12 protein-coding genes are annotated in these 13148 nt (G+C 63.3%); 3 read left to right on the top strand and 9 right to left on the bottom strand.

Annotated features, from left to right (window positions below; translation table 11 throughout):
* Positions 1-16: 16 nt before the first annotated feature.
* From rfbD to ABE424_RS12240, 5 genes are all read right to left on the bottom strand, one after another.
* Entirely contained in the window at positions 17-907 is an 891-nt protein-coding gene (gene rfbD, locus ABE424_RS12260) for a dTDP-4-dehydrorhamnose reductase (RefSeq protein ID WP_346491859.1), read from the bottom strand.
* Complete coding sequence (gene rfbC, locus ABE424_RS12255) at positions 904-1461, bottom strand: dTDP-4-dehydrorhamnose 3,5-epimerase (protein WP_346491858.1); 558 nt, start codon at positions 1459-1461, stop codon at positions 904-906. The genes rfbD and rfbC overlap by 4 nt, the downstream gene beginning before the upstream one ends.
* Positions 1458-2345, bottom strand: a complete 888-nt coding sequence (gene rfbA / locus ABE424_RS12250; protein WP_346491857.1) for a glucose-1-phosphate thymidylyltransferase RfbA — start codon at positions 2343-2345, stop codon at positions 1458-1460. The genes rfbC and rfbA overlap by 4 nt, the downstream gene beginning before the upstream one ends.
* A 31-nt stretch (positions 2346-2376) precedes the next feature.
* Positions 2377-3432, bottom strand: a complete 1056-nt coding sequence (gene rfbB / locus ABE424_RS12245; RefSeq protein WP_346491856.1) for a dTDP-glucose 4,6-dehydratase — start codon at positions 3430-3432, stop codon at positions 2377-2379.
* 111 nt (positions 3433-3543) lie between these two features.
* Positions 3544-4410, bottom strand: coding sequence for a class I SAM-dependent methyltransferase (locus ABE424_RS12240; RefSeq protein WP_346491855.1), 867 nt, complete (start codon positions 4408-4410; stop codon positions 3544-3546).
* Positions 4411-4663: 253 nt separating this feature from the next.
* Between ABE424_RS12240 and ABE424_RS12235 the strand changes: the two genes are divergently transcribed.
* The 3 genes from ABE424_RS12235 to ABE424_RS12225 all read left to right on the top strand — a co-directional run bounded on the left by ABE424_RS12235 (position 4664) and on the right by ABE424_RS12225 (position 6804).
* On the top strand, positions 4664-5410 hold the full coding sequence (locus ABE424_RS12235; RefSeq protein ID WP_176990683.1) for an electron transfer flavoprotein subunit beta/FixA family protein: 747 nt from the start codon (positions 4664-4666) through the stop codon (positions 5408-5410).
* On the top strand, positions 5410-6348 hold the full coding sequence (locus ABE424_RS12230) for an electron transfer flavoprotein subunit alpha/FixB family protein (RefSeq protein ID WP_346491854.1): 939 nt from the start codon (positions 5410-5412) through the stop codon (positions 6346-6348). Before ABE424_RS12235 ends, ABE424_RS12230 begins: the two co-directional genes overlap by 1 nt.
* Positions 6349-6414: 66 nt before the next feature.
* Entirely contained in the window at positions 6415-6804 is a 390-nt protein-coding gene (locus ABE424_RS12225) for a GtrA family protein (protein ID WP_346491853.1), read from the top strand.
* A gap of 46 nt (positions 6805-6850) precedes the next feature.
* Here the strand turns inward: ABE424_RS12225 and ABE424_RS12220 are convergent, their stop codons facing one another.
* From ABE424_RS12220 to ABE424_RS12205, 4 genes are read right to left on the bottom strand one after another with little or no spacing between them, the layout of a single operon-like run.
* A complete protein-coding gene (locus ABE424_RS12220; RefSeq protein ID WP_346491852.1) occupies positions 6851-7855 on the bottom strand; it encodes a glycosyltransferase family 2 protein in 1005 nt (334 codons plus the stop codon).
* On the bottom strand, positions 7848-9317 hold the full coding sequence (locus ABE424_RS12215; protein WP_346491851.1) for a hypothetical protein: 1470 nt from the start codon (positions 9315-9317) through the stop codon (positions 7848-7850). Before ABE424_RS12215 ends, ABE424_RS12220 begins: the two co-directional genes overlap by 8 nt.
* Entirely contained in the window at positions 9317-10387 is a 1071-nt protein-coding gene (locus ABE424_RS12210; RefSeq protein ID WP_346491850.1) for a glycosyltransferase, read from the bottom strand. Before ABE424_RS12210 ends, ABE424_RS12215 begins: the two co-directional genes overlap by 1 nt.
* Positions 10384-13134: a glycosyltransferase gene (locus ABE424_RS12205; protein ID WP_346491849.1), complete on the bottom strand. Its 2751-nt coding sequence runs from the start codon at positions 13132-13134 to the stop codon at positions 10384-10386. The genes ABE424_RS12210 and ABE424_RS12205 overlap by 4 nt, the downstream gene beginning before the upstream one ends.
* Positions 13135-13148 lie beyond the last annotated feature (14 nt).

The following is a 13148-nucleotide window of genomic DNA, read 5'->3' as shown; positions in this document are numbered from 1 at the left end:
TGGCTCTTCCGCCGGGTCAGCAGTCCGCGATGACCCGCTTCAGGCCTTCCTGCCAGCGTGGCAGGGTCACGCCGAAATCCTGCTCCAGCTTCGCCACATCCAGGTGCGAATAGGCGGGGCGCCTGGCCGGCGTCGGATACTCGGCCGTGGTGATCGCCTCGACGGTCGGCGCGCGCGCCAGCACACCGGCGGCGACGGCCTCGGTGAAGATGGCCTCGGCAAAACCATGCCAGCTGGTCTCACCGGTAGCCGTCAGATGCCAGGTCCCCGACAGTGCGCCATCGTGCTGCAGCGCCTGTACGGTCACGTCGGCGATCAACGCTGCCGGCGTTGGCGTACCCACCTGGTCGGCGACTACACGCAACACATCGCGGTCCGCGCCCACCCGCAGCATGGTGCGCAGGAAGTTGGCGCTGTGCGAGGCATATACCCATGCCGTGCGGAAGATCAGGTGGCGCCCACCGGCCGCGCGGATGGCGTCCTCACCGGCCAGCTTGCTGGCGCCATACACGCCGAGCGGTGCCGTCGCGTCGTCCTCGCGATACGGGCGCGTGCCCTGCCCATCGAAGACGTAATCGGTGGAGTAATGCACCAGCGGGACGCCCGCCTGAGCGCACCAGCTCGCCAGCACACCCGGTGCCTCGGCGTTCGCACGGAAGGCGGCATCGCGATCTTCCTCGGCGCGGTCCACGGCGGTATAGGCCGCTGCGTTGACCACCACGCTCGGACGGAGGCGGTCCAGCAGTGCGGTCAGCGAGCCGGGCTGATCGAAGTCGGCCACCTCGCACGCGCTGCCATCGGGCAGCACGCCGCTGCGCGTGGTCGCCACGATCGCGCCCAGCGGGGCCAGCGCGCGTTGCAGCTCCTGACCGAGCTGGCCGTTGGCACCCAGCAGCAGGATCGTCACGGCTGATAGACCGGCAGGCGGTCCTCGGCGATGTCCTTCAGGAACGGCGCGGCTTCATCCTTGCCCGAGAGCGTTGGTGCGCTGATTGGCCAGTCGACGGCGACGTCGGCATCGTTCCAGCGTACGCCAGCGTCGAAATCCTTCAGGTACACCTCGGTGCACAGGTAGCTGAAGACCGCACGCTCGCTGAGCACGGCAAAGCCGTGTGCGAACCCTTCCGGAATCCAGAACTGCTTCTTGTTGTCCGCGCTCAGCACCACCGCTTCCCACTGGCCGAACGTCGGCGAGCCACGGCGGATGTCCACGGCCACGTCATAGACCTCGCCTTCGAGCACGCTGACCAGCTTGCCCTGCGGCCGCGGCCACTGGTAATGCAGGCCACGCAGCACGCCCTTGGCCGAGGTGGAGACGTTGCTCTGAACGAACTTCGTGGGCAGGCCGTGCTGACCGAAACGCTCGGCGTTCCAGGTCTCAAAGAAGAACCCGCGCTCGTCACCGAACACGGCCGGCTCGATCACGACGCAACCAGGCAGCTTGGTCTCGACAATTTTCACGGCACCACTCCTCGCACAGCCAGCGTGTGCAGATACTGGCCGTAGCCGTTCTTGATCAACGGTGCCGCCAACGCCTCCAGCTGCTCGGCGTTGATCCAGCCCTGGCCGAAGGCGATTTCTTCCGGGCAGCAGACCTGCAGGCCCTGGCGGGTCTGGATGGTCTCGATGAAGTTGGAGGCTTCCAGCAGCGACTGGTGCGTGCCGGTGTCCAGCCATGCATAGCCACGGCCCAGCGCTTCCAGATGCAGATTGCCCTCGCGCAGGTAACGCTGGTTGAGATCGGTGATCTCCAGCTCGCCGCGCGGCGAAGGCTTCAGCTCCGCGGCGTAATCGCTGGCGTTGCCATCGTAGAAATACAGGCCGGTGACGGCATAGTTGGACCGCGGCTTCTCGGGCTTCTCGACCAGGTCGATGACCTTGCCGGCCGTGTCGAACTCGGCCACGCCGTAGCGCTCCGGATCATTGACCCAGTAGCCGAAGACGGTCGCGCCGGTGTCGCGCTGGTCGGCGTTGCGCAGCACTTCGCGCAGGCCGTGGCCGTGGAAGATGTTGTCGCCCAGCACCAGGCAACTCGGCTTGCCGCCGATGAACTCCTTGCCGATCAGGTAGGCCTGCGCCAGCCCGTCCGGACTCGGCTGCACGGCGTACGCGATGTTCATGCCCCACTGCGAGCCGTCGCCCAGCAGGCTCTGGAACAGCGCCTGCTCGTGCGGCGTGTTGATGATCAGCACGTCGCGGATGCCGGCCAGCATCAACACGCTGAGCGGGTAATAGATCATCGGCTTGTCGTACACGGGCAGCAGCTGCTTGCTGACGCCCTTGGTGATCGGATACAGGCGGGTGCCCGAGCCACCTGCGAGGATGATGCCCTTGCGTTGAGTCATGCGGTTGTCCTCTGTCTGGTGATCACCGCGCTCAGGCGGTGGTGCCGATGCGCTGCAGGCGGTAGCTGCCGTCGAGCACGCCGTTGACCCAGTCCTGGTTGTCCAGGTACCAGTCCACGGTGAAGCCGATGCCCTGTTCGAAGGTGTACTTCGGCTCCCAGCCCAGCTGGTCCTTGAGCTTGGAGGCATCGATCGCGTAGCGACGGTCATGGCCCGGGCGATCGGTCACGTAGGTGATCTGGCTGGCGCGCAGCTGGCCATCCTCACGCGGGCGACGCGCATCGAGCAGGGCGCAGATCGCCTGCACCACCTCGATGTTCTGCTTCTCCGAATTGCCGCCCACGTTGTACGTCTCGCCGACCTGGCCCTTGGCCAGCACGGTGCGGATCGCTTCGCAGTGGTCGCTCACGAACAGCCAGTCGCGCACCTGCTTGCCGTCGCCATAGACCGGCAGCGGTTCGCCGGCCAGGGCCTTGGCGATCACCAGCGGGATCAGCTTCTCGGGGAAGTGATACGGGCCGTAGTTGTTGGAGCAGTTGGTGGTCAGCACAGGCAGCCCGTAGGTGTGGTGGAACGCGCGCACCAGATGGTCCGAAGCGGCCTTGGACGCCGAGTACGGCGAGTTGGGCGCATACGGGGTGGTCTCGCTGAACTTGCCGGTCTCGCCGAGGGTGCCATAGACCTCATCGGTGGAGACGTGCAGGAAGCGGAACGCCTGGCCCTTGTCGGCCGGCAGTGCCTTCCAGTAATCGCGCACGGCCTCGAGCAGCGCCAGGGTGCCGACCACGTTGGTCTGGATGAACGCGCCGGGGCCGTCGATGGAGCGGTCCACGTGGCTTTCCGCGGCGAAGTTCAGCACGGCATCCGGCTGGTGTTCGGCCAGCAGGCGGGCGACGAGCGCCGGGTCGCCGATGTCACCTTCGACGAATACGTGGTCCGGATTGCCGTCCAGTGAGGCCAGCGTCTTGAGGTTGCCCGCGTAGGTCAGCGCATCCAGGTTGATGACGCGCACGCCTTTGGCGACCGCTTCGAGGACAAAGTTACCGCCAATGAATCCGGCTCCGCCGGTGACAAGCCATGTGGGCACCAAAAGATTCTCCTTGAGTAGAGCTACCCGCGGATGGAAGCATCCCCCGCAGAACTAGACCCCCAAGGATACAGCGCCGCCGGCCGACGATCCTTAAACTGGACAATCAGGCTACGCTGCCACCAGGGTCCAGACTTTGATATCCGCCGGGAGCAGGCCCAACAGCGGGGCCAGCACGGCTAGAACCCCTGTGGTTGCCAGAGCCTTCGTAGCGGAAACAGAGCGGTCGTACCGTATCCGCGCGTACAATCCCCGTACGCTTATTGACCTCAAGGTACGGACGCTGTGTAAGCGCAGGCCCGCCCGTGCACCCAATGCTGCCATCGTCCGGTCATCGAGGTAGTGCACATGGGGGGAAGGGAAGCCCTTTTGCCACATCCGATCGAAGCTGGCTGGGAGACCAATGCCCGCCATCACCCTTGAAGTCCGGTACAGCACCCCCGTGCGCGCTGGGGCATTGATCACAATCATCCCACCAGGCAGAAGATGACGTGCACATGCGTGCAAAGCCGCAAGGATATCGGGGATGTGCTCCATGACGTCATTGAAAATGATGACGTCGAAAGAATCGTCTGCGGCCAACACATCTGGAAAGAAACCACGTCGAGCAGGCAGTCCTCGCGCAGTAGCCAGCTCCGCTACACGCGCGTCCGGTTCGATTCCCAGCACATCAAAATGGCCGGCCGCGGCTTCAAGAAACCAACCATGAGCGCAGCCAACATCCAGCAGCCTGGGGCGTCGACCGTCATGTGGAAAGCGAGCTGTCAGCTCCTCAGCAAGAATTCGGAAATTACGCTGCCGCAACGTTCCCAAGCCCTCTTCGCGCAGAACTTCATCCAGCACTTCGCGATCACCCTGGACGTCGATGTCGACCTGCAACGTGCTTCCCTCGTAGGTGCAGCGGGTACATTGGCGGTGCCAACCCTGAAGACCTTCGCTCAATGGTTGTTCGCAAGCAGGACAGTGACCGACTTCCATGCATTGGTCTCCTCAAGCTGGCCTCGGGTGGCGAGGCAGCGGAAAGTACGGACTCGCGATGGCTGGGGACGTACTGAAGCTTGAGGATACTAGCGACAGGGCAGGGAATCTTGCTGCAGGTGCAGCAGGCCTGCAGCCGCCATACGCATTCGCATGGTGGCCCTGCGCCAGTTAGAATCGCTGTCCCACCCGAGAACCGGTTGCTGTGTACAGAACCGGACGTTCCCCCCGTTATTGAAGGATCGAGCACCAGATGAAAATCCTCGTCGCGTACAAGCGCGTGGTGGACTACAACGTCCGCATTCAGGTCAAGCCGGACGGTTCCGGCGTGGTCACCGACGGCGTCAAACTTTCCCCCAACCCGTTCGATGAAATCGCCCTCGAAGAAGCGCTGCGCCTGCGTGACAAGGGGATCGCCACCGAGGTCGTGGTCGCCACGATCGCACCGGCCGATGCCCAGGCGCACCTGCGCAACGGCCTGGCCATGGGCGCCAACCGCGCCATCCATGTCGTGACCGACCAGGCCATCCAGCCGCTGACCGCCGCGCGCACCCTGCTCAAGCTGATCGAGAAGGAACAGCCGGACCTGGTCATCCTCGGCAAGCAGGCCATCGACGACGATGCCAACCAGACCGGCCAGATGCTGGCCACGCTGTGGGGCCGCCCGCAGGCGACCTTCGCCAGCAAGCTGGAGATCGCCGACGGCAAGGCCACGGTCACCCGTGAAGTCGACGCCGGCCTGGAAACGCTGGAAGTGGATCTGCCCGCCGTGGTCACCACCGACCTGCGCCTGAACGAGCCGCGCTTCATCAAGCTGCCGGACATCATGAAGGCCAAGGCCAAGCCGCTGGAGACCCTGCAGCTGGCCGACCTCGGCGTGGACGCCGCCGATACCTTCAAGACCACCCAGTACGCCGCGCCGGTCAAGCGCAGCAAGGGCGTGATGGTCAAGGACGCGGCCGAACTGGTCGCCGCACTCAAGCAGAAGGGGTTGCTGTAATGACCAAGATCCTCGTTGTCGCTGAACACCACGACGGCAAGCTCAACGCCGCCACCGCCAAGACCGTCAGCGCGGCCGCCGCGATCAGCGGCGCCAGCATCGACGTGCTGGTGCTGGCCGCCGATCCGGCCGCCGTGGCTGCCGAGGCCGCGCAGCTGGCCGGCGTGGCCAGGGTGCTGACCGTGGCCAACGCCGCCAACGCGCAGGCGCTGGCCCAGGTGCTGGCCCCGCAGATCGCGCAGCTGGCCACCGGCTACACCCATGTGTTCGGCCCCTCGACCACCTTCGGCAAGGACCTGATGCCGTGCGTGGCCGCCCTGCTCGGCGTCAACCAGGTCTCCGACCTGATGACCGTGGAAGGCAGCCACAGCTTCAAGCGCCCGATCTACGCGGGCAACGCCATCATCACCGTCGAGGTGCCGGCCGACCAGATCGTGGTCGCCACCGTGCGTGCGGCATCCTGGCCGGAAGCGGCCAAGGGCGGCAGCGCCAGCGTGGAAGCGGCCAGCGTCGATGCGGCCCTGCCGACCCACACCCGCTTCGTCGGCCTGGCGGCCGGTGCCACCGACCGCCCGGACCTGCAGAGCGCCAAGCGTGTCGTCTCCGGCGGCCGTGGCGTGGGCTCGGAGGAGAACTTCAAGGTGATCTTCCAGCTTGCCGACAAGCTCGGCGCCGCAGTCGGTGCCTCGCGCGCCGCCGTGGACGCCGGCTACGTGCCCAGCGACCTGCAGGTCGGCCAGACCGGCAAGATCATCTCGCCGGAGCTGTACGTGGCCGTGGGCATCAGCGGCGCGATCCAGCACCTGACCGGCATCAAGGACGCCGGTACCATCGTCGCGATCAACAAGGATCCGGACTCCCCGATCTTCGAGATCGCCGATATCGGGCTGGTGGGGGATCTGTTCACCCTGCTGCCGGAGCTGGAAAAGGCGCTTTGAGGCCTTCATCCACCTCAGACAGGGGCGCCGCGAGGCGCTCCCTGTCAGCCGGATGAGCGATGCCACATGATGCCGCGCCTTATTCGTTTCCTGCTGTCCGGTGGCTCCGCTGCTGCAGTCGAATACCTGGTGTTCCTCGGGATGCAGACAGCTTTCGGTAGCCGCTGGCTGCTCGTCAGTCAGTCGACCAGCTTCGCATGCGGCTTCGTAGTCAGCTTTCTTCTCAACCGCCGCTGGGTGTTCCGCAGCGAGAATACCTGGACTACCGAACTGGCGCGCTACGGTGCGCTTGCAGCAGTTAACCTGGTGCTGGGCAACTTCGCCATGGTGATGCTGGTAGACCATCTACACGTCCATGTCCTGCTCGCCAAGTTCATGGTGATGGGCATGATCGCGGCGTGGAACTACCTGTTGTTCTCACGACTGGTATTCAGGCCAGCTCCCGGCCCTAGATGACACCAACATGCGGGCCGGCGTCGCTGGCCCGCGGGTCGTCCTCGATTCAGGCGCGCTTGCCCGGCCGGAACGGGGCAAACAGGGGGTGCAGCACCTGACGCGGCACGCTGGCGATGTCATACCCGATGAATGCCAGCAGGAACTGTAGTCCGCTGACCACAGCAATCGACGGCAGGACCACCGTGCCGACAGCCGAGGCCTGCTGAGCCTCCAGCGCCTGCCACCAGTGCCAGCCGCCATAGAGCACGCCGCTGACCAGCAGAAGCAGCCCGGCAAGCAACTCGAACGATGCGATAGAGAGGTCACGCAGGAAATAGCGGTACCCGATGCGTTTGAAGAGATTCCTCGCATGCTTGTACGAGAATTCAGTCAGAACCTGACCAATCTTCAGATTGCTCTCTTCGTCACCATAGGTAGCGTCCATAGGCACGTCACACACAACCGCCCGCATGATGTTCAGGCGGAACAGGATGTCGGTCTCGAAGAAGTAGCGCCGGCTGATGGAGGCAAACGGAAGTCGGGCAGCGACATTGGCATGGATGGCCGTGTAGCCATTTGTGGGATCAAACACATCCCAGTAGCCTGTCGACGCCTTGGTCATGAACGACAGGCCAAGATTTCCGATACGCCGCACCAGCGGCATGCGGCGGATGTTGGACAGGTCCCAGAATCGGTTGCCCTTGGTGTAGTCCGCCTGGCCCTTCAAGATCGGCCCGATGAACAGCGGCACCAGCGTTGGATCCATCTGCCCATCGCCGTCCACCTTGACCAGGATCGACATGCCATCGGCTATCGCACGCTGGTAGCCCGTCATGACCGCTCCGCCTACACCCTGGTTCTGCTCATGGCGCAGTACCACCACGCGCGTGTCCCGCGCCTGCTGTTCGATGAAGTCACCGCTTGCGTCCGGGCACCGGTCGTCGACGCAGTAGATCGCATCAACTTCCGGCCCAATCGCGTCGATGACCCCAAGAATATGGCGGCGGACTTTGTAGCAGGGGATCACCACTGCCACCTGTTGGCGCGGCTTATCCGCCTTGACGTCAGACATGGGTAGCCTCGTTAGAATTCATTGGGCGGTCATGCCAGAACCCATGACCATGAACCATCCGGCCAATCACGAATACCGCCAGCAGCGTGCTGAGCGGCGCCAGGAAATAGTAGTAGCGGAAGTCGTTGGCCATTGACGTTGCGATCGGCAATACCATCTGCATCAGGATGAACAACGACAGGATCCAGAGCGGGCGCCGCGGCGCACTGAACACCAACAACGACAGCAGCAGCACGAAAGCTGGCAGCAGGTTCCACACGAACAGGTTCTGCGTGGTGCCGCGGGTATCCACAAACCGTGAAACGAACTTTCGCTGGAAATCGACCAGCATGCTGGGCCGTTCACCTCGTTCGAAGCGCTCGAGCACGTCGCATTTGTCGGGATCCATGCCGAAGACCTTCGGGCAGTTTTCCATGATGGCCAAGTCATAGAACTTCATGCCGCCGAAGGCGGTACTGGGTTGCAGCGTTGCAAGCATCATCTGCAGACGGTCGGAGCCGCACTGCGAGACATTGAGCAGACACAACCGTGCGGTACGACGCAGGATGAGGCGATAAGCCTCATCAAGCTCCTCAGCATCGGTGAGTACCACTTCATTCATCAGATAGTCCGGACGGTACTTCTCAGCGTAGTCCGGACCAAAGACGCGTGCGGCCAACGCCTGGTCCTGGCCTGGATCATTACTGGTATATCCACTCCGGTTCGACACCATGCCCAGGAAAGGGCCGGACACGGCTGAGATCTTCAGCTTGTTCAGATGCGCGACGTCATTCTTCACCAAGGGGGAAGCCGTGATCACTGACATGAACAACCAACCGACTACCGCAGCCACAAAGGCGGCTCGGTAAGGCCGTGCCGCCCACAGTCGACGGGCTCCGACGGCTAGAGGGAGCAACAGGAAGTTGATCGCCATTCCATGACGGGTGGCAACGATCAAGAACAGCGACAGGCCGAGAAGAACGGCGTCGCCACGCCCGGCGAGAACGCCAGTCTGGCGCGCCTGCAACACCAGCGTCGCCAGGAAAAGAAGACAGTATGCGCAGAGCACATCCTTCCAGATCATGCCCAGATAGAGGTAAGTGCTGGGCATTGCCGCCCAAAGCGCTACGCCAAGCAGAATCCATACCGGTCGGTTGACCATCCGCGCAAACAACGTCGCACTACGCAGGTAAAGTGTCCCGCAGAACACGATCTGCAACGTGGTGTAGATGCTGAAAGACTCGAATGGCACCGCCAGCCAGCGGATCAGCAGTGCATTGAGGACCGGATGGTACGAGGTGTACTCACCGCGGAGCGCCTCCTGGGTGATGAACACTGTGTCGTGCGTTGCAAACCCCGGCCAGGAAAACAGCCGCGCCACAAGCATTACGACGACACCAAGTGCGAGCAACGCCCCCGCGATACGCGGATGCTCGATGGGCAACAACCACCCCAGCCCGCGCTTCAATAGACCTTGTTTCATCACTCCCCCAAAACCTGCATGCAACTTTGCCAGCGACGGGTCACCGCCTCGTCGAACATATGCGGCCCCACGCGCGAAATGGCGCGTGCGGCAACCTCATCTACCGCAAGGCGCCGATCAATCAGTGCGACGATCTTCTCTGCCCAAGCGTCGTGCGTATTGTCGACCAGGATGCGATCTTCCTGCGCATCGTCAGCATAGGCCGGCACGTTTGATGCAAACGTCGCCAAGCCCATTGCAGCGTAGTCCAGCACCTTGATCGAACTCTTGCAACGGTTGAAACCTGTGTCGAGCAATGGCGCCACGCCCGCGTGGAAGCCACGGAGGCGCGAGAACCAGTGCACGAATGCGGGATAGGATGCCCCCACATGCGGCGGCGGGCTCAAACCTGCCATCCACGGACGGCTGTCGGTTGCAGCCGCGGTGACGCCAACGAGCGTCAACGAGAACGTATCGGGCCGCTCCTCCCATACCTGCCGCAGCGCCGCGTCGAGCAGAAGGAAGTCATCGTCATGGGTACGCGTTCCCATGTAGAGCAACCTTACCGTGCCTTTACCGGGAAGTAGCATCCCCGTCTCCGGTGCTGCCTTCCAAAGATCGGCATCCAGCGCATTGGGCATCCATTGTGCGGTACCACCGGCATCCTTGACGACATCGACCAACCTGCGCGTTGAGCACCAGGTGACATCGGACATTGCGATCGACATACGGACCGCGTCGATGACGACAGCGTAAGCCTCCCGCTCGGGATGCTCATCCATGGCCAACAGATTGTCGTCGAGGTCGTAGACAAGCGATGCCCCCCGCCGCCCCGCTTCGGCGATCAGCGCTAATCCTGACTCGGCAATGACCGCCCCACGATTCCACAGCACGAGGTGGGGCGCAAAAGCTTCGAGCTCTTCGGGCATCAGATACCGCACATCTGCAGCAAAGCGTTCAGTGAACGCGTGCAAGCGAATGCTGGCACACGGCGACATCACCGCACCGTAGCGCTCGGGTATTACGGCAACGCGCAGGCCGTACTGTGAACGAAGTGCGGGGCGTGCACCCATGCCAAATCGCTGGTTCATGCGCTTTCCTTTGCGTACAGACCTTCCATCCATGCAACAAGCGCCTCTACGGCCTCAGTCGCAGGTGCGTCATGCGCCAGCATCAGTGCATTCGGCACGCCCTCGAGCCGCTCGGTGAACGCACCGAGGCGGTTGGCGGCAATCGGCCTACCGTCACGAAGAGCGTGCGACAAGGTGTAGGAATAGGTTTCAGGCGCCTGCGAAAGGAAGAGGAAGGCGTCGGGATCGTAGGCCTTGATCAGCTCATCCAACGCATACTCCTCATACGGACCGCTCCAGCTGAAGCCTGGGTTCTTCGGCACTTCCGTCTGCGGGTATCCGATCAAATGGAACGCCAGCGGCGCCCCTACCCGTCGGGCTTCGTCGGCGATGGCCAACAGATGGTTCAAGCCCTTGTGCGGGGCCATCACCCCCAGCAGAAGCACGCGATACGGCCGCAGACCCCGCCCCAACCGCCCCGGATGCGCATCGATGTTCGACTCGTGGTAAACGGCCTGGACAGGAATGCCGGTGTAACGCTGCATCCGCTGCGCCGCATCCCGGCTCGGTGCCAGCACGGCCTGCGCGCCCAGAAGGGGCCACTGGTTATTGGCGCGCCAGTTGCGGATATCTGCCGCTCCATTGGACGGCCGCTCGGCGATGCAGGCGTCACAGCCATTCTCGGCCGGCTCGCCGCAATAATTCCCCGAGGCATCGGTAAGCGTGATCTGCGGGCAGATCGCATAGTTGTCGTGTACGTGGAAACTATACGGTAGACCCGACAAGGCTACTGCGCGCCGGACCGAGGGTCCAAATCCAACAAGGTGATGAATCTGCAGCGCACCTGCACCCAACACTTCCAGCAGCGCTGCCAGCTCTTCGGGCGTCCGGTAACGGAACAGGAACTCGAAACCGTCGAAGTCGGAGGCGTGGCTCACGTTGACCAGACCCGCGCCGTTGTTGTCTTCCATCGGGCGTACGATCACGACCTCGCCGGCACCAGCCAGCGAAGCCCGCATCGCCTGGACGGCGCGCTCTGTCCCCCCGCCCCAGGTGTGGGTCAGCAACACCGAAACCGGCCGTCGCCGCGCCTTCCACACCTGCAGGGTCAGTCGCACGCGCGCCGAGAAGCCTGGATCCATCGAGCAGAAACGAGCGACCTGCGAACCATAGTCCGGATAGCGCTCGTCAATGATCCTCTGGGCAATGATCTTGCCCGGCTTGCTATCGTCGGCAAAGCTGACCTCGCCCACGTGCTCGACGAACACGTCCATGGCCAATCGGTGGCGGAAACCCAGGCGCCCGGAGCGCATGCAGAAATCGTTCTCCTCGCCATAGCCCTTGCCAAAGGCCTCTGCGTCGAACAGACCGGCCTTCTCCAGAGCAGTGCGGGAAATCAGCATGCAGAAGCCGACGCCGGTCGGAACGTCCACGGCCACGCCAACATTGGTGCTCCGCGTCAGGTGGTCCAGCGCCGCCGCGTCCATCCCCTCGGGAAGCGCGTTGGCACCCAGCTGTGGATAGCTGCAGATGGTGGCGTTGTTGGACAGCGCCGTCACCGAGCCGACATCGGCGTCCAGATGGGCGACCATGCGATCGACCCAGTCTGCGGCAACAATGGTGTCGCTGTTGAGCAGCAGCGCGCCGATGCTGTCCGGCTGCTGCAGCGCATGTGCCATTCCAGCATTGACGGTCAACACGAAGCCCAGGTTCTGCGGATTCTCTGCCAGGCGCACCGATGGCTCACGGCTGGCAAGCTCTCGCAGGTAGGCGGTGACTTCCGGCTCGGGAGAGCAGTCGTTGTAGATGTGAAGCCGGGTACGCGTACGGTTGTGCGAGCGCAGCACCGAATCGATGCAGTTCCTTGTTTCTTCCAGGCCGCGATAGACCGGCAGCACGATGTCAACGACACCTGCGCTCAGCCCCCTATCCGCAACCGGTGCAGGAGGTACAAGATCCGCCAGCGACAAGGGGCGTTTGCCTAGTTCGCGGCCATCGTGACGCCCGACTGCCAGATAATGAGCCAGTGCGTTCATTCCTGACTGGGCGACGTCCGGATTCTGGTCGAGGTACTGTCGCGCGTTGAATTCAGGCCCCGGACTGCGCCCTTCCGCCGCGCCATGTTGGAAGAAATGGGCAAACGGATCATTGCCGCCCACGTCCGGGTAGGTCTCCACATACCAAAGCGGCACGAAGTAGGGATTTGGCAATCGCCCTTCGGGAATGCCGTCGTAGAGGAAGTGCAGCAACGGATTGGTGCCGCTATCGCGCACGTCCGGGTAGCGGTTGAGGTACCAAACCTGGTCGAACAAGGGATGCGGCGCCCCTGCCCTTCGGTAGTCGGTCAGGTACTTGCCCAGCACCGACTGCAACACGCCTGCCGAAGGCCCCGTCGCCCGACAATGGCGCGGATCAAACCAGGGGCTCGGAGCCAGACCCAGCCTCTCACCGATGAGGAGATACTGCATCAGCGCATCGAGCGGACTCGCCTCGAGACCGAAACGCGCGCAGTACCATGCCGGATCGAACAAGGGGCTGGGCGATTTTCCTTCAGCGTTGCCGTAGGACAGGAAATGACCTGGCCCGTCCGCGACGGCATCAGGCGCACGCAGGATGAAGCGCGCATACCAGTGCCAGTCGCAAACGCCCGCCCGACGGGCGACCAGCAACTTGAGGCGGTCTGGAAGCAGAACAAACCAGTTGATGGATAGCAGCTTGATCGCCACCCGCTTCAGGCCACGCTTGAGGAAAGTCTTGTCGATGGACATGTGGGTGCCTTGCG

This window comes from Stenotrophomonas sp. TWI1149, from assembly GCF_039673155.1.
Taxonomy (GTDB): Bacteria; Pseudomonadota; Gammaproteobacteria; order Xanthomonadales; family Xanthomonadaceae; genus Stenotrophomonas; species Stenotrophomonas maltophilia_AA.
This window is presented reverse-complemented; position numbering and strand designations above follow the sequence as displayed.